Source organism: Virgibacillus sp. FSP13, assembly GCF_054048505.1.
The window spans coordinates 212,622-233,914 of sequence record NZ_JBSVKG010000001.1 but is presented as its reverse complement, the minus strand read 5'-3'; the positions used below and the strand labels follow the sequence as shown (position 1 = coordinate 233,914).

Sequence of the window (21,293 nt, the reverse complement as noted above, 5' to 3'; positions counted from 1 at the left end):
TTACACCATCTATGTTGTTGAACTTATTAAAAGAGTATGGCTGCTCTTGAATGCATTTCCAATATTCAGACTTATATAGGCGAACTACATCCAGCTTAAGGATGGTTCAATGTTAACTTAAGGGGGTACCGGAAGAGCAATGGGCGTAGAACCGGACGTGGCTATTCCTATAAAGGAACGAACTAACGCCCAAATTCTATACTTTACTCTTTAAAAAGAAGGTATTGAAAATTTTATTTGATGACTGACGGTTCGGGTTCCGTTTCAGTTAAATTCCATTCCATATTCGTTGTACCATACTTTACAGCGATAGCCGAATAATGTTTTACCTTTGAAAAATCTTTTTGCTGCCCATATAGGTGAACCAGAAATGCTGCCATTTCACCCCATTCCTGTTCTATCCAGTTACGCAGGTCAAGGAACCATTCATCATAAAAACCAGGCATCAAATGATCTGTCTCTTCTTGAAGGAGCTGTTCGAACTGATTGCATTTTTTTTCAAGATTTTTTTCACGTTTTGCTTCTTTGATGGACTCTATGTACGTCAGCAAATCGGATTCAATATGTCCCTGCAAGAAAACTTGTTCCCGATCCATGATCAATAATGGGGCCTCGTTAGAAAGGGAAGTGGATGTTGCAAGCACTTTTTTCAAGTGGTGTAAAGAAACCCTTAATCGGTTTCGCGCACTTTTTACATCTGCATCAGGCCAGAACATATCGCATAACTGATCCCGCGTCACGGACGCTTGCAACACCAGAAATGCAAGTAATTCTTTGGCTTTTCGTTTATTCCAGCCATCCAGGATTTTTTCACCGTTTACATAAACGCCGAAGCAATGCATGAAATCGAGTTTAAGTTGATTGATAGGCTTTGCATGAGTATCATTTTCCATCATATCCTTAATTTCATTGTACATTTCTGTTGTCAATCGTGTTTGATAATCAATGGAAACAATATTTTTCTGCTGAAGTTTGCTCTTTCCGATAAAATCGTGTATCCATGCGACAGTGATGTCAGGTTGATCCATTTGAACCATAAAGGAAGCATATGGGACAGTAAAATATCTCGCATTCGGGTTGAAAATCATGCTGACACTGGATAACTCTGGAGGAAAAATCGCATCTTCAGCTCCCGACAAAATGAGGATCGGCACAGAAACTTTCTGCAAGTTCCGCACGCTGATTGCTCCTTGTGCAGGTTGAAATAAGTCAAAATACACATTGGTCGGTACTTTTCGATAAGCATCAAGCAGTATTTTTGTCTTTTCCGCTGTAGGTGGGTAACAAATCTTTGTCACCAGATTTTCTGCCATTGGCATGATGGAGCCGGCTTGAGCAAGTGCTTTGCGCTGCGCCGCAATTTTTTTGCCAAGCGACTTTGGATAATGAATAGGCGATCCGATCAAAATTAATGACTGCAAACGCTCATCTGCTTGCGTTGCCAGCTGAATGGCCAAAAATCCACCGATTCCTTGTCCTATCAAGTGGTATTGTTTCACGTTTAAGGATGCCAGCAAGTTTGAAAGATCCTCACATAGCAAATCGATGGTTCTTTCTCTATTTCCAGCAGTGCTTTGCCCGTGGCCCCTGAGGTCATAACGCAATATATTGTAGTGCTCTCTTAACTGCGGAACGATAAAATCCCATGAATGCATATCCAAGCCAACTGCATGAATGAACACAATTGTATCTTTCGTATCAGGGGACGGAGCATCCAACCACTCATAATGCATCTTTACATCCCCGTAAATAATGTAAGCCAACATACCACCTCAATTCTGAAGTCAGGACTTTGTACTTCTTTCTCTTTAATCAAAGTATAAACCATTTATATTACTTGTCAATAATATAAATGGCTAACTACCGATAAATTTTGAATATTTTTGTGACTTAGGTATCTGGAACCCAAAAGGAGAGAACCAATCCTAAGACCAGTTCTCTCCTTTTTAAATATCTATGTAGGGGTTTAGAGGCTCGAATAATTTCACATCATTCACCTGTAAGATCTCCTTTTTCTCTAATCATTCCATAGAACAAAAGTTGAACGATCTCTTTTGCCAATTGCGCCTGGCTTTTTAATCCTGGAAATAATTTGGTGAACGTAAGCCGTTGGATGATGCCAACTAAACTTTCGGCAACCATATTCATATCAATATCCATACGGAAATATCCCGCTTCTGCCTCAAATGTAAGATTTTCTTCAATATAAGCAACTACTTCTTCCTTTAAAACTTCCGCTTTAGATGAAATGATGAATCCAATCCTAGTAAGATCAGGGTTCTCTGCAAAAAAGCTAAAGATTTTTGTTAATCCGGTAGTAATTTGCTCAGGTACAGAATTTATTTCAACCCCCGGTTCCAAACGACTATCTTGAATAAACTTTGCCAATTTATCGTGAAATAATTGGACCAGTTCTTGAAATATATCCTCCTTGCTTTGGAAATAGAGATAGAAGGTTGGCTGTGTAACATTCGCCCTTTTGACGATGTTACTAACCTTTGTTTGATAATAACCATTTGCAGCAAATTCCTCAGCTGCAATAGTAAGTAATAACGCACGACTTTGCTCTCCATTTGCTCCTTTTTTTCTGCCTCTTTGCCCCATTACGTAACATCCCCTGTTGAAGTATTGTGAATATCGTATATTATGATGTCATTAACTTACTGGTTCGACCGTTATTTGCCAATTTACGGATTTTCCCTAGCCATTTCATTCTTTTTTATCTATCGCGCTCTTTTTTAGTGCGGGTGATGTTCCCCTAGTAAACATCTACCAACAGCGCGTTCTTTACCCCCATTATATATTATTGACTAGTAATATTCTATATTTAAAATGGAAAAGTAAAAAGACCTTGCAGCGATTACTCCCGCAAGGCCTTCATCCAAAATACAGTAGTAAATTGCAGTTACTCCTACCATCAAAAGGGCAAAAAAACTCCCTCGATAATTCATACCGAGAGAGCTTTTTATAAGTTTTGGTATAACCGTCATAGTATCCATGCCCCGATTCGACAAAACTCGGGGAGTGACAGGCACCTACCCCGGCACCACCCCTTCTATTCCATCGTCTTTCTAAGAAAAATCGCAAATTGTACTCGTTTCAAATCTTCAGTTCCATCATAATATCGTTCGCCGTTACTATTTTGCTTACCAATTGTTATCCCGTTTTGTGCTAAAATTTTGACGTTATTTCGATGTGACATATCTATACGATGAAGATCAATTAAATTCACATCGATATCTTTTTCTTGTAACGCAAATGCTTTTACCAAAACAGTAGCCATTTGAGCTCGGGTAATCTTTTCATCTGGATTAAACCTTCCATCACTACCTTTAAAAACCTTCGCCTCTGTAACTGCAGCGATTTGTTCGGCATATGGGTGATTTCTGTCTACATCTTCGTACTCCTTCAGCACATTTTCTACACCCTGTTTTGGAGTCAAATCAAGCGTCTTTGCTAACATGAGAGCCACATGCTGACGGGTAATGGAACGATAGGGTTTGAATGTGAAATTCGGATACCCATTAATAATACCCTTGTCTACAAGATCGATCGTTTCCTCATATCCAGAATCCCCTTCGATTAAATCGGAAAAACGGGATGTTTTAATATCAATAAAATCAGTGTGCTGCTTATCATATTTGAGATATTCTTTATTGATACGAATAAAATCCTCTTGGTAATCAACAATTGTATTTGTCTTGAGGGCGTTCTTGTTTTTCGCACTTAGCTTATTATAAGTCACATCATATTGTGAACCCGTTCCATTATTCTTCCACACGGTAAATTGCATTGCGCGGGGTATGCTGACAAATATGTTGTTTTGGAATGTTGGATTGATGGCGCCGCTAGCCAATATGCCGCGATTGTCGTTATTTGGCCCCGGTGCGACATCCTTAAACGTGTTTCCTTCAATAACGGAATTACTCCAGTTCATTACACGGATAGCATCCGAGCGGGTTTTTTCTATTTTGTTATTTCGAATAACTATTTTATTGTGATATTTCCCCCCTGAATATTGATGTGTACCTATTGCCCTATCCAGGTTATAAAAAGTGTTGTTTACAATTTTCATGTTGTCGTTGGGAGTTTTGTCCATATTACTCCAAATGCTGTTAAAACCTTTTGTTAATGCATCTGGTGTATCAATATTTATCGCTTCTGCATTTAATCCTTTAGAAGGTTTTGAACCGGTAAATTTGTTGTTTTTAATAACCGCATTCTTTGTAGCATCTATCTCTATAAAATGAGAACTGTTCGAATTCTTGAAATGGATATTTTGAATCGTGATATTTTGGTTATGCCCAGCAACAACAGCAATAGCTTTCTTAACATAATTCAAATCAATCGTCGCTGTTCCACTTCCGATAATTTTTATGTTCTTGTCTCCCCTATAGCCACCGTATACACCCTTTTTCTGTGATTGGGATGGTCGAATGAGCTGAAATAAGGATTTAGCTGCATTCATCTTACTTGTGCCTGTCTCTGTGCCCTTAACAATCTTTACCCCATCCTGCAGCTTTATCGTTACATTAGAAGGTACATACAACGCATTTGTTACGGTATATGTTCCTTTCGTCAATACCAGTGTTCCTCCACCTGTTTTCTCCAATTGTTCCAAGTATGAACGAATTAAATAGTAATGTTTGGTTTTATTAGTGTAGGTTGAATAATTCATCATATTGTTATGATAGGTGTTATCACTCGGAGAAATCGTGTATACAGGCTTAGACGCTGCATATGCCGATGTACTTCCACTCGTAAATGTAACCATTAAAATAAATGTAAGAATTAAAAAACCAAAAATATGCTTTCTTGTCAATGCTAACCCTCCAGGACTTTTGTGATGTACCGTTTTTAGAATTACAGCCAAAAATGACATTGTTTTTGACTAAAAGTTGAACGACAATTTAAATCACTACATCCACCCTTTATTTCTGATCTACAATTAAACGGCTCCACTTTAATAATCGACAAGTTTTCGAGAAAGTTTAGTTCTATAGACCCAATAATTGGTTATAATCACCAAATCAATTCCAAAATAAATATAATTAATACATATGAAAGCTGGGAGGTTTACATCGAGTGCCTAGTACTCAATGCGGGACATGGGGACAGGTTTGTTGTCCCGGCTGACTTTGCCTGAGAATACTGGGTTTTTGGCCGGGACAAGGGGGACAGGTCCCATCTTTTTCGACAAAATTCGGGTAGTGACAGGCACTCTTCCGGGCACTGGCGCCTGATACCCAATATTGCGATGTTTCTCAAGCAAGGCCATTATTTCCGCCTCCGTTTCTGGATCATCTTCAGACTGTTGCTGTTCTCTTTTCTCCGCCTTTAACTTCTCCTTTCGTTGACGCTCCCAGAACCAATCCGGCACTACTTCCACATTCTGCTGCCCTCCATTCCCACGTCCCTGCTGCTTCCGTTCATTCTGAAAAGCCACTTCCTCTGCCTTCGCATCTTCCACACTGGATATCCCTTTACGATCCCATGCTTGCAAAATGCTTTTCACATATCGCCAGCTCAATTTATTACGCTCCACCGCACGTTTCATTGCTTCCATAACCAATGATTCCCCACTGTCATTTACCCAATTCAACAACGAATCCGATACAAATGGGCTAATCACGCCAAAGTTTTCTTGGTAAAAAACAAACGCGTCTTCAGCAGCAGTTGTTTCGTCTTGTTTCGTTTTATTTACGTTTTGTTTATGTTTAATTAATGTGCTCGCAGTTCGGTTCGCTTGGTGGTCCGTGAAGTGGTCCGCGTTCTGGTTCATCTCCCGGTTCACGTTCTGGTTCGCCTCTCCATCCACAACCTGGTCCAGCCCAACGTCCATATTCTGGTCCGCCTTCCCTGTCGCAACTTGGCCTGTCCCACTATCCGTAACTAAGTCCGCGCTCCCGGCCACCTGCTCGGCCTTCAAGCAGCTCCCATCCCGTCCATCAGTGTTCACCATCCCTGCACCACAACCAGCTCCAGCCAAATCCAGTCGAATCATCCGATAAGCTGGTGCTTGATTCCGGCCACGTGACGTATAAGTGATATAGCCTTTCTCCTTCAATTCCGCTCTCGCCCGCTTGAACGAACTTTCCGTTAAACCTGATTTCAAACGCAATACAGGTGCAGCTACCGTAAATTCCTCTATCCACATCGCCTTATTGTTAATATGCATCAAGGTATACCACAAAACAATTGCCGATGCTGATAACGGAGTACGTTCCACCCGATCATAAAACGCATTAATCTCTTTAATATAATTCATCCTTATCCATCCCTTCAAAATATTGGGACGTGGGGGCTATTGTCCCGTTCGTGGGACATGGGGACAGGTCCCTTGTCCCACCCGCCGAGCCATGCCTAGCGCCAAATTTGCCTGGGACACCTAACCTGTCCCCACGTCCCACCGGCCCACCCTCACATCAGTGCTTCTTTTACTCCCGCGTTCCTCAGCTTTTTTCTAGCTTCTCTACTCCAGCTTTTCACTGCATCGATCGTGACGTCTTCTTGTTCGGCAATTTCCTTTAATGGCATGCCGTCAATGACATAGCATTTTACCCACTTCCACTGATTTTCCGTCAGCACCGCTTTTATCTCTTGCCACAGCGCATCATCCTTCACCGTAATACCGGAAGTATCCACAAGAGGAAGATGATCCTTGCGCGAACGATTACCATTTCCTGCTTTTCGCTCTTCCTCTTGGGTAAAAAATTCATTGTTGTCTTGTTCTCTCGTTTTCTTGCGGATCATATCAATTAAACGGTTCCGTATCGTGTAATTGAAATAGGTGGACATCAATCCCTGATCAGGTTTATATTTTTTGTAAGCCAACCACATGGCATATAGCCCTTCTACGTAAAATTCCCGATGCGGATCCTGAATACGTAACTTGTGAATCTGATAATGAATCCGTCGCTCATTTTGCTTGAAAATTTCTTCAAATGTTACCTTGTTATCCTTATTCAATTTTCTCCTCTTTTCTCAAAAGCCCGCTTTCAAATGATACTAGAATATTTTCCACACCGATTATTGCCATAGTTCATTAGCCGAATAAAACTAAGACGTAAATGAGGCTATGTTTGTCGTACGTGGTAAAAGAACGAACAAATTCAATTAACGGTGTAGAAGAAATCCTTAGGGAAGGAGCAACGACTATAAATCGCTTACATAAAAAACATCTCCATATTTCAAAGTGACTTTTGAACTATTTTCAGTATCCCCTCTACTCCTATAATCGAACGAAGTACCTAGTTAGGTGTCATCTTTTGTTAAAAAAGTAACAATTTTCTGTGACAAATTTGTGAACAATAAAAAAGGGGATCATCCGCCCCTGTGGAAACAGACTCACAAGAACGGACACCTCCCTATTAAACGGCTATTATACGATCAATATCATCGCAATGGAGACAATGTAGCAGCATCTTTCTAATCCGATTGTTTTTCAATTTACGCTTAGCTTGCCGCGCCCAGCCTTTAACAGCATCAACGGTGACACCTTCCTGCTCGGCAATTTCCTTGATAGACAAATCCCGCAATATATAGAAATCAATCCATTTCCATTGATTTACCGTTAGCTGTGCCTTTACCTGCCCCCATAGTTCCAAATTTTCGTTAGGCATTGGTGGATCCTTATCAACGGGCAGGTTCATCTGATTGCACCGATTCCCGCTTTCGATCATTTTCGTTTCTTCTTGGTAAAAATATTCATCGCTTTTCTGCTCTCGTTGCTTTTTCCGTAGCAAATCGACTAAACGATTGCGGATGGTGTAATTGAGGTATGTATCAAGCAAACATTTTTCAGGCTGATACGTCTCACAGGCGCTCCACAATGCACAAAGGCCTTCTTGATAAAATTCTTTGTGAGGATCGTTGATGTTTAGTTTGTGGATATAGTAGTAAATTCTCCCCTCATGTTGGTTAACAATTTCTTCAAAGGATAATCTAATTGCTGGATTCATCAGCAGCCTCTTTCTAAAAAGCCGGCTTTTTGCAAAAGTAATAGCTATTCTACTTCTATTATCGCAAACAGTGTCAAGGCGACAAGTTTATGGAAAGGTGTGTTTTATTTGACGAAACTACACGAAATCCATAGCAAAACAACTCGTATTTTATTGAACAATAGAAAATATTGGTGAAGCATGTCGTTTTATGTCACTAAAAACAACAAATATCATAAAAGGGCCAAATTTCGACATTTTGGTGACATATTTGCAGCGGGATATAGCAGCGAGACATGGGGACAGGTTTCTTGTCCCAAGACAAAACCCACGTATGACAAGGGATACAGGCCGGGACACCTAACCTGTCCCCACGTCCCTATCCGGAATTGGGCGGAGTGGTGCCTGTCACTCCTCGGAATATGTCGAACAAATATCTACCTACTTCGAGTCCGGATATACCTTTTGAAGGTGACAAGGTGCAAATCTTTATTTATTTAAGCGGAGCTATCCATACAAAAGACGTGGAACGCGGTGCCGAGCTTGCGAAACAAATGGACACTGGTATGATCCATATCAACGATGGGACGATTAATGATGAACCTAACGTTGCCTTTGGTGGCGTCAAAAACTCCGGAATCGGACGACTAAATGGAGAATGGAGCTTAGATGCATTTACTACAACAAAATGGATTTCCATTCAGCATACCAAACGTGCATATCCATATTCTTAAATGGAAAGACACCCCTCTTAGTATTTTTTGAGGGGTGTCTTTATATTCTTTATATGCACATGCCTGCTTCTTCGCTTACTGTTTTTGATTAAGTACTTTACAGATTTCCCAAACAAGAATGACTATGCAGTAGTTAGATAGACTATAAAAGTATAGGTTAAACTATTCGTGTGAATTTTAAAATTGAATTTTGATTCTTCCTTGACTAATCCACGTAGCTAAACTTTCATTGGATATCGATGTATAGCAAGAATGTCCATCCAAACTATACAATATAATCCTCGATTGGTTTCTACTACTTTTTGTAATTAAATCCAGCAATTCGTCTTCACTCAAAGTTTCCTCAAAATAAACAGACTGTATCAAGGATTCGCAAGACAGAAATCTGTACTGTTCAATAAGCTCCACCGTATCGTTAATGTTTATCAAATCCATTAATCTTTCATTATTAATAAAAGTTCTAAAGGCACCATAAATCCCCTTTACATCCTCACTAAAAATGTAAACCGGACTATAATACATACTCAATAAAACAAGTGCAAAAATAGTTATAAACCGTTCTCCAGCATTTTTTCCATTATGGATAATCTTATTGTTAAATTCTTCTAATGCAGTTGCGGAGTTAACGTCAATACCTTTTATTAATTCGAAAATCGTTTGATTAATCCTAACCGCTTCTAGGGATATATTCTTTAATAACGTAATAGCACTTTTCTTCCCAGCCATGCTCTGTAATAATTCTAATAATGTCTCTAAATTCACAACATATATTTCATTCTCTTCAGACAGAATCCGAAATAAATCATAGTAGTATCTTCTGAAGGATTCTTCATTGGGTAAATTCTTTGATGCCTCTTCTAGGATTATGTCAGGAATAATAATTAGATTCGAAAATGATAAAGCCCTGGCCATTGTCGGATTATGCACAAAATCTTTCCTTATCTTTGTGAGCATCATGTTATCGATTATATACAAGCTTTGGTTATCGGTAAGGGCATTTTTCAGGTCATCCGGTCTAAACTTTAGGAAAGGCGCTATCGAATTTAATTTAGGATTTTCGATAATTATCATTTTTACTTCCTCCGCTTAAATCTTCACGCCATTCTAATAGTAAGTTATATACGTTGTCATGTTTTTTTATAATGGATTGATAATCATCATCATTCATATTATATGATGCATTTGTAAGTAGGTTTTGATAATTATCGAGTTTAATTTTACAGCTAGCTGAAAATAGTGTCCGATCAATTTCATCCGGTAAATTATTTTTATAATCGTAATCAATAATCTCTTTTGCTTCCTGATTGCCAATTAACTCATTCTGTGCCAATTTAATCACCATTGCTTTATAAGGTAATTCAAACACAGGTATTAATCGAATTGCAATATCAACCAAACTTAGATTATCTTCTTTTTTAAAGGCGTTAAATTTACGCTCCAATATGAAATCATTAACTAGAAATTCGCTAGCAAAAAGGTTGGGCAAACGTTCCTTTTCATCAAAAATACTATCGACTAAAATGAAGTTTTCTTCCTTCTTCATAATTCTTTCCTTGTCAAAATAAAAGTGGTAAAACTCATGGGCCCACATAAAGTTTTCATAAATCTTTGGTTGGGCAGAGTTAATCTGTATATAGAAATTCTTATTATAATAAAAGACCAATCCACCATAATCTAAATTCTTCACTGGAAATTCAATAACGTGTGCGTTTTCATATAAATACGTTTTCATGTATTCTAAGGGTTTTGAAGCAATAAGTGGATCAGCCGAGGACTTTAATAACTCTATATTTGATTTAATTTTGGTCAAATATCCTTTGTTAAAAGAAATAATTTGTTCTAAATTATCCTTATTGATCAAATTTATCACCCTCCAACATTACAGGTGGATTAGATAAAGGTTTAAGAACATCAATCAATTCCACAATATCCCGAAAAGCTCTCATACCTTCTTTAAAATCCTCACTGTCCGCACCATGAAATGACAGGGCAGCAAAGTCCATAAAATTTTGCTCTTCATTTTTCTCCTTTATACTCTTAGGTAATTCAATTTCTTTACGATGAAAATAAAATGGATCTTTAATTCTAAATAGCTTCAAAATTTTCTGCTCAAATTGATCTACATTTCCTTCACCTCTTAGGAAATTATAGAAAGCACCTTTACTAATACCTAATCGGTCAATAACCCAGCTATGTTTAACACCTTTAGCTTCTAAATAATTCTTTATATTTTCACCTATTATCCTTTTTGTCTCACTCATCACTACACCTCCAAATCATTTAGTATTCATTTTATATACCTTTATATATAATTATACGTAAAATTAACTAAATAGTACACCGCAAACATCATTAGGTATATAAATTTAATACTATGAGATTATTTTTGCTTTTAAAACTTGATATTTATTTTTCCAAAGGAAGTAAAACGGTATGTAAGGATGCTATTAAAGATAAAAGACAATAAAATGACTTATGAACAATTATCTGCATTAGATAATGAAAAAGAAGTAGAAGATTGGTTATTAACTATTTCTAATTTATGTAATGCATCAGTATCAATATAATATTAAAGCCAAGAAACCTGCCATTGATCCAAACTAAAATTTGAATAGATGACAGGGTTTTTCTTTTATAATTTTACTAATCTCTATTGGTTAAATAATCCCCAACGAGAAAGGAAGTCATGAAAGTTCGTTTGCAATATCTTTTACAGAAATTGTAATTTAATAAAAGAAGTTACAGAATTTCGATTTCTGCTAACAAGAAAATCAATTTCCAGTATAAAAAAATAATGATCTCTCGGTAAAGCTAAAATAATTTTAAATCAAATTCTACAATAATGCTTACTTTAAATGCTTTACTGCGGTGGGGTTCTGACCCTAAATCCTAAAGTTTATTCCATATCCATCGGAAAGATAGGCCTAGGAATATTCTCATACTCAACTTTCTCAATCCGCTGATAAGTCGCACCGGGTGTCATTGCAAGAATATCCAATTTAGAAATGGCACTTAACTCATCAAATAGATAGCCTTGCTTAACTACAATCACATCATAATCGTTAACATCGACACCTGCACGGGTGAAATGGTTAATCGTGATAAACGAATCACCACGGTTTGCAATAATCACATCCAAGTTTCCAATAGACAGCGTGCATGTTTCCCCTACTTTATCATTCGTTGCATTCAAGTATCCAAGCAGGTCCCCTTTTGCTTTAAGTGTTCCTTCCAATTCAACAGGCGTACTATATTTGTCAATATTCGTCCCAACTTTGATAGCTACTTGATCTCCCACTTCATGTGAATTCAACTGTTGGAAGGCATCCGGATCATATATAGCGGAAATCAATACTTTCTTATCCTGCAAATCTCTATCTTTCAACGATTTTAATAGCAAGGTACTCATCCCCGGTGCGCCGGCAGTTGAGTTATCCCCTGAATCAGAAATGAAGACAGGCTTGGATGGTTCATCAAGCGCCTGTTCGATAGCTTCTTGTGGTTCAAGAACCGTTGCGTTAAATTCGAATTCATGGCGCCTATCATATACATAGTTCGCCAATTCTTCCGTAACTTCATCAGCAAGCGCTTTATATTCTTCAGATTCAGGGACTACAAAGATGGAAGATCTCGTATTTTCCGTATCATTCCATGCATGGCAAATAAAGAAGTTAGCGCTGATAATCCCTTTTCTTTGTTCGAATTCTTTCAACTTATCAAGTATCGAACGTAGAGGCTCACTTGCAGCAACAGCTTTTTCACCAGGAATAATCATTGGTAAGCCCTTAAAAGATGGTCTAATCTTGGCATTGCTTTTAATTGCATTTACCAATAGCTGGGCTGAAATACGTTCCACTTCCGGTTGATCCACATGTGGTACTGTACGATACGAATATACAATGTTGACATATTGGTGGAAATCCTCCGCTAGGTTACCATGGATATCCAGTGTTAACGAAATTGGAATATCATATCCGATACATGCTCTGATTTCTTTCAATAATGCCAATTCCCCAGAACCAATCTCTTCAACAACCATTGAACCATGCAAATGTAACCAAATACCATCGATATCCTTATTTTTTTCAAGAACAGATAAGAATTTATCAGCAAAATATCTGTACGCTTCCTTTTTCACAGTACCTGATGACAATGCGGTCGCGTAGATGCTCGGTACAATTTCCACCCCATTATCTTTAAATACTTCTGTGCTGGCAAGACGTTTTTCCACTTCATTTCCCTCAACCAGAACAAAATCTTCTACAGATGTAGGAAATGAATTAAATGTATTTGTTTCATGATATAAACAACCAGTAATAATTTTCATTGTAAATTCCCCCATGAACTAATAATTTAAATCTTTGACAATATCTGCGTGATGCTTATCCAATTTATAGAAATACAAAATAATTACTTGTAAAACGGTCAACACTATTGGCAAGCTAAGCATCAAGGTGCGGATCATCGTTTTGGCACCTTCTGTAACAGCCGACGGATCATAACCTGCCCAGCTAAGCGCATATCCGAGTAAACTCGAACCTATCGCAACCCCAAACTTTGTCGAAAAACTATAACTCGATACGAGCAAGCCTTCTGGGCGAGTACCAAACTTCCATTCTTGATAGTCGATTGTATCCCCTAACATAGTCAATGTAGCCGGGTCACCATAACCAATCAATACATTAGCTACAAAGAAAATAATAGAAAACAAGATCATTGATTGTCCTTCAACAAGGAATAGAGAGGCAAGCAAAACAACAGCTATGGTAAACATGAGCATACTTGAATTACGACTACTATATTTACGTAAAATGGATAAAGCAAAAAACCCACCCACTAAATTTGCTATATTTAATAGTGTCAAATAAAACGGTGCCATGCCTGGTTGCTCCAATACGTATTTAACGTAGTAAATGAGCACACCATTCATGATCCCCATCCTGACGAACCAAAGGAATGAATTGGCAGATACGAGAAGCCAGTATTTATTCTTAAACATTTGGGCAAGCGACTTTTTGATTTCAGTATCCTTTTGCTCTTTCGGAGTCACTACCCTTTCATGACAATTCTTAAATGTCAACCAAAAGAAAATGATACCGATTACAGAATAGATTCCCATTACTATTGGAAATCCAAGCTGTTGATTACCCCCTCCTAAATAATTCACAAGCGGTAAAGTAAGGGAGGCCACAATAATCGCACCTACAGATCTTCCTATAGCTCGGTAACTATTCAATTCGCCTTTTTCTTTAGAATTCCTTGACATCAGTGGCATAAGCGCACCATATGGAATATTAATCATCGTGTAAACAATACCAAGCAGTCCATAGGTGATATAGGCATAAATTACCTTCCCAGTCATAGACAAGTCAGGAGTAATAAAAGTGATGACACTCAATATACCAAATGGAACCGCAATATATAATAAATATGGTCTTGTTTTTCCATGTTTACTTTTTGTTTTATCAACAATGATCCCCATCAATGGATCATTTACTGCATCAAAAATACGCGTGATCAAAAATAGTGTCCCTGCAGCAGCAGCAGTTATCCCAAAGACATCGGTGTAAAAAAATAGTAAGTAACTGTTGACCATTCCCCAAACAAAGTTGGAAGCAACGTCCCCATAACCATAGCTTATCTTTTCCTTTAGAGTTAATTTCGGCAATTTTGCATTTTCTTCCCTAACGGCTAGACCCAATTCATTCACTCCCTTAATTTCTGGTACAAAGTTTAAACCGCTTACATTATTAATAAATTAACCGCCTTCATTCATGGCGAATTTCACAAATTCAGGCTAGTACTTGTTTCAGTCCACTTTTGACCAAATAAGCTGCACCAATCATCCCCGCATCATTTCCCAATTGAGCAAGCTTTATTTCACAGTTCTCACTAATCCTTGGCAAAGCATATTTTCTAAAATAATGGGTTATTTTATCAAGCAATAGATTTCCAGCTTTTGAAAGCCCTCCACCAACGATAATAGTAGAAGGATTGATGATAGTCGCCGCACTCGCTACCATAAAACCGAGAACATCTGTTGTATGATCAATAATATGTTCACTTGCTTCACCGCCATCCCTTGCCAATTCAAACACATCCCTAGCATCCAGTGCTCCATGCATTCTATAGTATAAAGCTAATGGGCTATCCGGGTTTTCTGTAATATAATCCATTGCTTGATGCACAATCCCTGTTGCCGAAGCAATTGTATCCAAACAACCTTTCCTTCCGCAATTACATGGATAACCATTAGGGTCGGCAATGATATGGCCGATCTCTGCTGCTGTTCCATTCATTCCACTTAATATTTCACCGTTTGCAATAATTCCACTGCCAACTCCTGTACCCAGAGTAATTGCTATAAGATCTTTCGCATTGCTACCGCTTCCTTTTTTGTTTTCACCCAATGCAGCCAAATTGGCATCGTTTTCAACAAAGACCGGTAAATTGGACAAATTCTTTAGCCTATTACCCAAATCGAAATTCTTCCAACCTATATTAACAGCCTCGTAGACCATACCTGTTTCTTTATCAACGAAGCCTGGTGCACCTACTCCAATACCTAAAATTTGATTGTCTATCTGTAACTCCTTTAATGCTTTCGTAATAGACTCCCATATATATTCAATGATACGGCTACCATGATCTTTTTTATCTGTCGGGATTTCCCACTTATGAATCACTTCACCACTCACATTTAGCAGACCTGCTTTCGTCGAGGTCCCGCCAATATCCAAGCCAATAATCAAATCTTCCACAGAAAAAACTTCCCCTTCCTAGTTAGGAAAAGCCCAAAAAGGAACATCTTCTGGCATTCCTTTTTGGGAGTAATCCTATTATCCAAAAAATAAACCCAATCGATTAATATTTTTTATCAAGAAGAGATGCCGCTGCATCGTCAATGATAAAGATTGCATTCGGATGGTTTCTCAAAATAGAAGCCGGGCAATCTTCATTAATTGGACCTTCAATTGTCGCTTTAACAGCTTCTGCTTTTCTTGTCCCTGAAGCTACAAGCAGAATTTTTTTAGCATCCATCATATCTGCCAAACCTAGTGTCAGCATTTGCGTTGGTGCTTCGTCTCGTGTTAGATTTTGGTATCCCATGGTGCTTTGAATGGTTGATTCATCACTATCCGCAAGAAATAGTCGTGAATCAAAAGGTGTTCCCGGTTCGTTAGCTCCCAGGTGACCATTCACTCCTAACCCCAGAATCTGTAAATCGCGTGGATATTCTTTAAGAACCTTATTATATCGTTCTATTTCCGAATCTAAATCTGCAAGACTACCATCAAGCAATTCTACTACTTTTGGCTGTTTTTTGATTAAGTCATATAACTTTTCATGCATATAGGTATGAACAGTAAACTTCTTATCTCTATCGGCTATATATTCATCCAGATTCAGCATGACAGTATTTTCAATTGGTAATTCATCGTTATTGATTGCTTGGACAAGCAAATCAAATAGACCATCATAACTGGCCCCCGTAGTAGTATTGACTACAGCGTTTTCATTTTGTTTAATAGTATCAGCAAGAACTTCGAATGCTTTTTGAGACAATGCTTGATAATCTTTAGTTTGAATAATTTCCATCATTACCCCACCTTTGTTTTAATATATTTTCATTGACTATAGTTAAACTAAGTTTATTTATTGATAAAAAAATACTGATTAAGACAACACAAAAATACGTGATTATCATATTCACCCAATTAATTGTTAAACTTAATTTAATAATTGATTAAAGTATAGCACCAACTAAATGAAGACGCAATACCTAGCACTAGATTTTTATCATTACAAACAACTTGCATTCTGTTTATTTTGTTTAAAAAGTACGATTGGCAAGCAGATCCATACCATGAATATTTATTGAATGATGTTTAACAATCAAGTTAAAATAGAAACTTACCCATATCCTTAACATTTTCATTTCTAGCATTAAATCTCATCATTGGAAAACCTTAAAAATTCATTAAGTACAAGCGCACTGGCACCAATTACTCCACTGTCCTTGCCAATCTCAGGATAAATTAAATGAAAGGAATTCTTAAAAGGATTCCAAACGTACTTATCTGATTCTATGGCCACATCTTGAACTAGAGAAGGGAATTCTTGTATCATGGGTCCTGCAAGTAACACTGCCTCAGGATTATAAATACAAATGACGTTTGAAATAGCCAGCCCAAGATAAGTCCGTGCTCTGCTAATCATCCTTACTGCCCAATCCTCTTGCCTTTCAAATGCGGCAAACACCTCTTGTATTGGTTGTTGTACCTGCTTTTCTATTTCCGATGAACAAACAAACGTCTGCAAGCATCCAAGCCTACCACAATCACACATCACCCCTTGAGGATCTAATGTCATATGGCCGATTTCTCCTAGCATATTGCGATGTCCACGTAAAATTTCACCATTCAACATCGCTGCACCGCCTACCCCACTACCAACATAAATACAAACGGAATCATTGAAATCTTTCATACTTCCATATAAACTTTCCGCTAAAAGAACAGTTCTGACATGATTATCCACATATACTACATAGTCCAGCTTTCTTTCCAAATAAGCCTTAACATCAATATTCTCCCAATGAAATTGCGGAACCCGTAACACTCTTCCCTCCGGCCATGTAATAAGTCCAGGAATACTTACACCAATCGCTATGATTTTTTCCTTGATATCACTCCCCACTTGGTCCAGTAATATTAAGATTTCCTCTGCAAGCTCATCTAGTATAGTGTAGGCAGATTTATCTATATCAAAAGCTAGTTGCCTTTTTTCGATGACTTCACCTGTTAAAGTAACAACTGCTATTTGAATACCACTCTTATCAAGTTCTACACCAACGATAAACGACCCAGTTGGATTTATTTCCAAGAGTGTCGCGCGTCTTCCAACCTCTCCCTCAGTCTGTCCGACTTCAACAACTAGTTCATCATTAATAAGCTCCTTAATTATTTTTCCCACACTTGTATTACTCATTTTCGTTAATTGAGCAAGCTGAGATCTAGAGATTTTTTTATGTTTTTGAATGAGGCTTAGCAACATAAAGTAATGGTATTTTCGAATACGGCCTTGATCATATTTCAAATTCAATGGCATGAGAATATCTCCTTCTTAGCCGATGGCATTAGTTATTAAACTTAGTTTAACATATTTTTATATTGAAGGGGGGTGTATAAATTTGGAGCGGTAATGAGGTACGCGTTTCTAATCGTTCTTTATACTAGATCCCAAATGTCACGATTGTTGGATCGATCTGCCCTCGCTGTGGCTCGCAGATTAATGTGAACCTTTGTCCGATGGAAGAAAAAAAGTGAACAGAAACAGTGGAGGTCTAACACTTTTTCTCACCCAAAACTTACCACTTGTTGGCCACCACATTAGGGTAATATTTAAACTAATGAAAGATAAAAAGGCCTCATTCCTCCTCCTGTTAGCTTGAAATCAGGCCTTTGTTCTTCAGCAATTGCGCCAGATTGCTTTATAAAGTATAGAGTGCGACAAAAATACTAAATCCGGATGCAAGGAATATACGATTAGAAATAGTTAACACAGGGGTTATGGTTTTTATACAACAACCTTCCTCAAAGATTCTGGGACGAATATGGAACAATATCAGGATTGGAAAGTACTTTATAGCTTGCTACTTCCGTTGATAAAATAGGTGAATAAACACAATTCATTTGAACCAGTTATATGGTTTATTGATAATGACAAACTTATTGTATGAAGGGCGCAAAACCAAGGACTAAAGCTCTTTTAGTTAGGAGGAGATGCACAATGCTTGTTATACGTAGAGCAGCGAATAACCCGTTAGAATTAATTATAAGAGGGAAACAATGTTACAAGGCATTTTTTCACCCCCTTAGATTCATTGTAACAAGGAATTTTGAAAAAGATTAAAGCTATATAACAAAAGACGCACCGTTTTATCCATATTCGTTCGATTTCAGGAAGTGACAGGCACCCCGAGTACAAAATCCCTATACTTTCTCCTCTTTTCCAATTGATCTCCCGAACCACCAAATCATAGCCCATGCCGGGCGCACCCAAAAAAAAACTCTGCAAAGAATTTCTTCTCTACAGAGTTTTCGACATATTCTCTCAGTAATTCAGCAAGCGACAGCAAAAATCATAGTACCTTATGCAAAAATACTACAAATTGAGATCGAGTTACACTTTCTTGTGGACGGAAATTATCCAATTGATTGGTAACATTGTATTGAGCAAGGATATAAACATTATTTTTATGTGATTCAGATACATTATCTAAATATACATCAATATCGTTCCCCGTGTCCTTTAACTTAAATGCATTAACTAATACAGTTGCCATCTGTTCACGCGTTAAATTATCATTCAATCCCATTTTACCATTTGGTTTACCGTGAAAAATTCCTTCCTCATATAAGGCTGCAACTTGTTTTGCATATTGATGATTTTCCCCTACATCAGAGAATTTGTTTGCTATTTCTTTATAATTCGATGGGGCTTCTAAATCCAGTGCGTTATATAACAAAACAATTGCATGCTGACGCAACAGTTTTTGATATGGTTTAAATGTTCCATCAGGATAGCCATGAATTATATTTCTAAAATACAGTTCCGCAAGTTGATTATAGTAAAAGTCGCCAATTTTCACATCAGAAAAATTTAAGTTGGTCATTAGGCCAAAAGAATATAGACCTGTATCGTGATACCAACTGTCATTGATTTTAACATAATAAGTACCAGCTTCTAGAGTTTCAGTCGTATTCCACTTCTCTGGTGTGTTGCTCTCTCCACCAGTAACTCTTTCTTTCATAACAGTTTTTCCATTGCTGTCAACTAATTCAATATTTAGTGATCGGAAATAGGATGAAAGATTGAACGTAACTTTTTGGGCTTTTGCTAGTTTGACAACATAAACATCTTGAGCATCATTAAAACTAATTTGCCCTTCCATAAACTGATTTAGGTTTATAGGCTGCGCAGTTTTAGTACCATTGTTCGGCTCTGTCTCCGTGTTATTTGTATCCGTAAAACCTATACTGACCGTATATAGCCCTGTATCATGATAAAAGTCGTCATATACTTTTACGTAATACGTACCAGCTTCTAGATATTGTGTTCCATTCCATTTTTCAGGGGTAGTACTATCCCCCCATGAACTCGCTTATCAATAGCGACTTTCCCATCTTCATCGACTACTTCAAGTTCTAATGACCTCATATAAGAAGAAAAATCAATATCGATTTTTCCAGCAGAAGGTACCGTTATTTTAAAAACATCTTGATTATCGTTAAAGCTAAGTTGTCCTTGGATAAGTTTGTTGAAATCTAGCTTCTGAGCAATCTCCGTACCACTATTCGGTTCCATTTCCGTGTTATTCGTATCCGTAAAACCTACACTAACCGTATATAGCCCAGTATCATGATAAAAATCGTCATATACTTTTACGTAATACGTACCCGCTTCTAGATATTGTGTTCCACTCCATTGCTTAGGGGTAGTGCTATCCCCCCCATGAACTCGCTTATCAATAGCGACTTTCCCATCTTTATCGACTACTTCAAGTTCTAATGATCTCATATAAGAAGATAAGTCAATATTGATTTTTCCAGTAGAAGGTACCGTTAATTTAAAAACATCTTGATTATCATTAAAGCTAAGTTGCCCCTGAACAAGCTGATCAAAGGCTAATGATTCGGCAATAACAGTACCATTATTGGATTCTACTTCTGTATTTTTAGTATTTGTATAGTTAATCGTAAACTTATAATTCCCTGTATCGTGATAAAAACTATCAAATACATTTACATAATATGTACCAGCCTCTAGATACTGAATGCCAGACCATTTGCTGGGGGTATTACTATCTCCACCTGAAACTCTTTTCCCAATCGCCTTATTGCCGTCTTCATCAACTACTTCAACGTTCAAAGATCTCATATAAGAAGAAACCGCTAAATCAATTTTACCAGTCTGGTCTATTACAAATTTATACGTTTTAGTCGGTGTTTCCTCAGTTATGTTCCCGGATACCTCTTCACCGAATGTTAATGCATCTGTACTTGCACTGACAGTTTGTAAAGGAAAAAAGGAGGTGCTTAGTAAAATAAGCGCAATAAATAGCCAACTATAATTTCTCTTTATCATGATGTTATTCCCTTCAAATTTTATTATGAAATTGATTCACTAGCCTCTTTGTTTACCTCCTTTCTATAATATTAGTTTTACCGTCCGAAATAATGGCAGTATAAGGTTATGCGTATTGAGACAAGGCATTAATCAATCCCTTTTATATATCGGCATCGCTGGGTCTTTTGTTAATAGACGATCCAAGCATATGGTGTATTGACACGAGTGAAACACGGGAATGATTCTCCCCCATGCGTCCTTGCGGAAATATAACTTGATTGTTTTTGTAATACTCCAAGCCTTTGTTAGCTTAAAAAAGTAAAATGAATCCTCCCCTTCAGAAGTGGAGGTCTGACCCTAGAAACCTACCTTATTGAGCATTAAGCTCTATTACAATAAGCTGCGATCTTCAGTGATCCAAGTTTTCCCCATCCTCAGATTTTTCATATAGTCGATCTTCAACTAGAAACTTTGACCAAGTTATTGG

Annotated in this window: 16 protein-coding genes and 1 pseudogene; 1 reads left to right on the top strand and 16 read right to left on the bottom strand. The window is 37.6% G+C overall.

Annotated features, from left to right (window positions below; genetic code table 11):
- Nucleotides 1-233 precede the first annotated feature (233 nt).
- The 6 genes from ACW2QC_RS01040 to ACW2QC_RS01015 all read right to left on the bottom strand — a co-directional run bounded on the left by ACW2QC_RS01040 (nucleotide 234) and on the right by ACW2QC_RS01015 (nucleotide 7,961).
- Nucleotides 234-1,733 carry an alpha/beta fold hydrolase gene (locus ACW2QC_RS01040; RefSeq protein ID WP_457542117.1) on the bottom strand — a complete coding sequence of 500 codons (1,500 nt, stop codon included), beginning with the start codon at nucleotides 1,731-1,733 and terminating at the stop codon, nucleotides 234-236.
- A 256-nt stretch (nucleotides 1,734-1,989) separates the two neighbouring features.
- Nucleotides 1,990-2,604, bottom strand: coding sequence for a TetR/AcrR family transcriptional regulator (locus ACW2QC_RS01035; protein WP_457542116.1), 615 nt, complete (start codon nucleotides 2,602-2,604; stop codon nucleotides 1,990-1,992).
- Between the two features lie 451 nt (nucleotides 2,605-3,055).
- Complete coding sequence (locus ACW2QC_RS01030; protein WP_457542115.1) at nucleotides 3,056-4,822, bottom strand: S-layer homology domain-containing protein; 1,767 nt, start codon at nucleotides 4,820-4,822, stop codon at nucleotides 3,056-3,058.
- A 267-nt stretch (nucleotides 4,823-5,089) separates the two neighbouring features.
- The gene (locus ACW2QC_RS01025) at nucleotides 5,090-6,268 is read right to left on the bottom strand and encodes a DnaD domain-containing protein (RefSeq protein ID WP_457542114.1); all 1,179 of its coding nucleotides are present in this window, start codon (nucleotides 6,266-6,268) and stop codon (nucleotides 5,090-5,092) included.
- Between the two features lie 152 nt (nucleotides 6,269-6,420).
- Entirely contained in the window at nucleotides 6,421-6,969 is a 549-nt protein-coding gene (locus tag ACW2QC_RS01020; RefSeq protein ID WP_457542113.1) for a sigma-70 family RNA polymerase sigma factor, read from the bottom strand.
- 401 nt (nucleotides 6,970-7,370) lie between these two features.
- Entirely contained in the window at nucleotides 7,371-7,961 is a 591-nt protein-coding gene (locus ACW2QC_RS01015) for a sigma-70 family RNA polymerase sigma factor (RefSeq protein ID WP_457542112.1), read from the bottom strand.
- 476 nt (nucleotides 7,962-8,437) lie between these two features.
- On the opposite strand from ACW2QC_RS01015, the pseudogene ACW2QC_RS01010 reads away from it, so the two are divergent.
- A pseudogene (locus tag ACW2QC_RS01010) lies at nucleotides 8,438-8,674 on the top strand (aldehyde dehydrogenase family protein); the annotation flags it as partial.
- Between the two features lie 177 nt (nucleotides 8,675-8,851).
- Here the strand turns inward: ACW2QC_RS01010 and ACW2QC_RS01005 are convergent.
- From ACW2QC_RS01005 to ACW2QC_RS00960, 10 genes are all read right to left on the bottom strand, one after another.
- Nucleotides 8,852-9,745 (bottom strand): hypothetical protein, encoded by an 894-nt coding sequence (locus ACW2QC_RS01005; RefSeq protein WP_457542111.1) that lies wholly within the window; start codon nucleotides 9,743-9,745, stop codon nucleotides 8,852-8,854.
- Entirely contained in the window at nucleotides 9,723-10,544 is an 822-nt protein-coding gene (locus ACW2QC_RS01000; RefSeq protein WP_457542110.1) for an ImmA/IrrE family metallo-endopeptidase, read from the bottom strand. Before ACW2QC_RS01000 ends, ACW2QC_RS01005 begins: the two co-directional genes overlap by 23 nt.
- Nucleotides 10,525-10,935: a hypothetical protein gene (locus ACW2QC_RS00995; RefSeq protein ID WP_457542109.1), complete on the bottom strand. Its 411-nt coding sequence runs from the start codon at nucleotides 10,933-10,935 to the stop codon at nucleotides 10,525-10,527. Before ACW2QC_RS00995 ends, ACW2QC_RS01000 begins: the two co-directional genes overlap by 20 nt.
- Before the next feature lie 635 nt (nucleotides 10,936-11,570).
- Entirely contained in the window at nucleotides 11,571-13,001 is a 1,431-nt protein-coding gene (locus tag ACW2QC_RS00990) for a M81 family metallopeptidase (protein WP_457542108.1), read from the bottom strand.
- 18 nt (nucleotides 13,002-13,019) lie between these two features.
- Complete coding sequence (locus ACW2QC_RS00985; RefSeq protein WP_457542107.1) at nucleotides 13,020-14,375, bottom strand: glycoside-pentoside-hexuronide (GPH):cation symporter; 1,356 nt, start codon at nucleotides 14,373-14,375, stop codon at nucleotides 13,020-13,022.
- Nucleotides 14,376-14,466: 91 nt separating this feature from the next.
- Entirely contained in the window at nucleotides 14,467-15,435 is a 969-nt protein-coding gene (locus ACW2QC_RS00980) for an ROK family glucokinase (RefSeq protein WP_457542106.1), read from the bottom strand.
- Between the two features lie 103 nt (nucleotides 15,436-15,538).
- Nucleotides 15,539-16,273: a glucosamine-6-phosphate deaminase gene (locus tag ACW2QC_RS00975; protein ID WP_457542273.1), complete on the bottom strand. Its 735-nt coding sequence runs from the start codon at nucleotides 16,271-16,273 to the stop codon at nucleotides 15,539-15,541.
- A 348-nt stretch (nucleotides 16,274-16,621) separates the two neighbouring features.
- A complete protein-coding gene (locus ACW2QC_RS00970) occupies nucleotides 16,622-17,785 on the bottom strand; it encodes an ROK family protein (protein ID WP_457542105.1) in 1,164 nt (387 codons plus the stop codon).
- A gap of 1,033 nt (nucleotides 17,786-18,818) precedes the next feature.
- On the bottom strand, nucleotides 18,819-19,631 hold the full coding sequence (locus ACW2QC_RS00965; RefSeq protein ID WP_457542104.1) for an S-layer homology domain-containing protein: 813 nt from the start codon (nucleotides 19,629-19,631) through the stop codon (nucleotides 18,819-18,821).
- Between the two features lie 152 nt (nucleotides 19,632-19,783).
- Nucleotides 19,784-20,824: a hypothetical protein gene (locus ACW2QC_RS00960; RefSeq protein ID WP_457542103.1), complete on the bottom strand. Its 1,041-nt coding sequence runs from the start codon at nucleotides 20,822-20,824 to the stop codon at nucleotides 19,784-19,786.
- Between the last annotated feature and the right edge of the window lie 469 nt (nucleotides 20,825-21,293).

Excerpts from the sequence above, each read along its gene's own strand:
- ACW2QC_RS00990 (WP_457542108.1), bottom strand. The coding sequence starts at position 13,001 with ATGAAAATTATTACTGGTTGTTTATATCATGAAACAAATACATTTAAT.
- ACW2QC_RS00975 (WP_457542273.1), bottom strand. The coding sequence starts at position 16,273 with ATGGAAATTATTCAAACTAAAGATTATCAAGCATTGTCTCAAAAAGCA.
- ACW2QC_RS00995 (WP_457542109.1), bottom strand. The coding sequence starts at position 10,935 with ATGAGTGAGACAAAAAGGATAATAGGTGAAAATATAAAGAATTATTTA.
- ACW2QC_RS01015 (WP_457542112.1), bottom strand. The coding sequence starts at position 7,961 with ATGAATCCAGCAATTAGATTATCCTTTGAAGAAATTGTTAACCAACAT.
- ACW2QC_RS01035 (WP_457542116.1), bottom strand. The coding sequence starts at position 2,604 with ATGGGGCAAAGAGGCAGAAAAAAAGGAGCAAATGGAGAGCAAAGTCGT.
- ACW2QC_RS00970 (WP_457542105.1), bottom strand. The coding sequence starts at position 17,785 with ATGCCATTGAATTTGAAATATGATCAAGGCCGTATTCGAAAATACCAT.
- ACW2QC_RS00960 (WP_457542103.1), bottom strand. The coding sequence starts at position 20,824 with ATGATAAAGAGAAATTATAGTTGGCTATTTATTGCGCTTATTTTACTA.
- ACW2QC_RS01005 (WP_457542111.1), bottom strand. The coding sequence starts at position 9,745 with ATGATAATTATCGAAAATCCTAAATTAAATTCGATAGCGCCTTTCCTA.
- ACW2QC_RS01040 (WP_457542117.1), bottom strand. The coding sequence starts at position 1,733 with ATGCATTATGAGTGGTTGGATGCTCCGTCCCCTGATACGAAAGATACA.
- ACW2QC_RS00965 (WP_457542104.1), bottom strand. The coding sequence starts at position 19,631 with ATGGAAGGGCAAATTAGTTTTAATGATGCTCAAGATGTTTATGTTGTC.
- ACW2QC_RS01025 (WP_457542114.1), bottom strand. The coding sequence starts at position 6,268 with ATGAATTATATTAAAGAGATTAATGCGTTTTATGATCGGGTGGAACGT.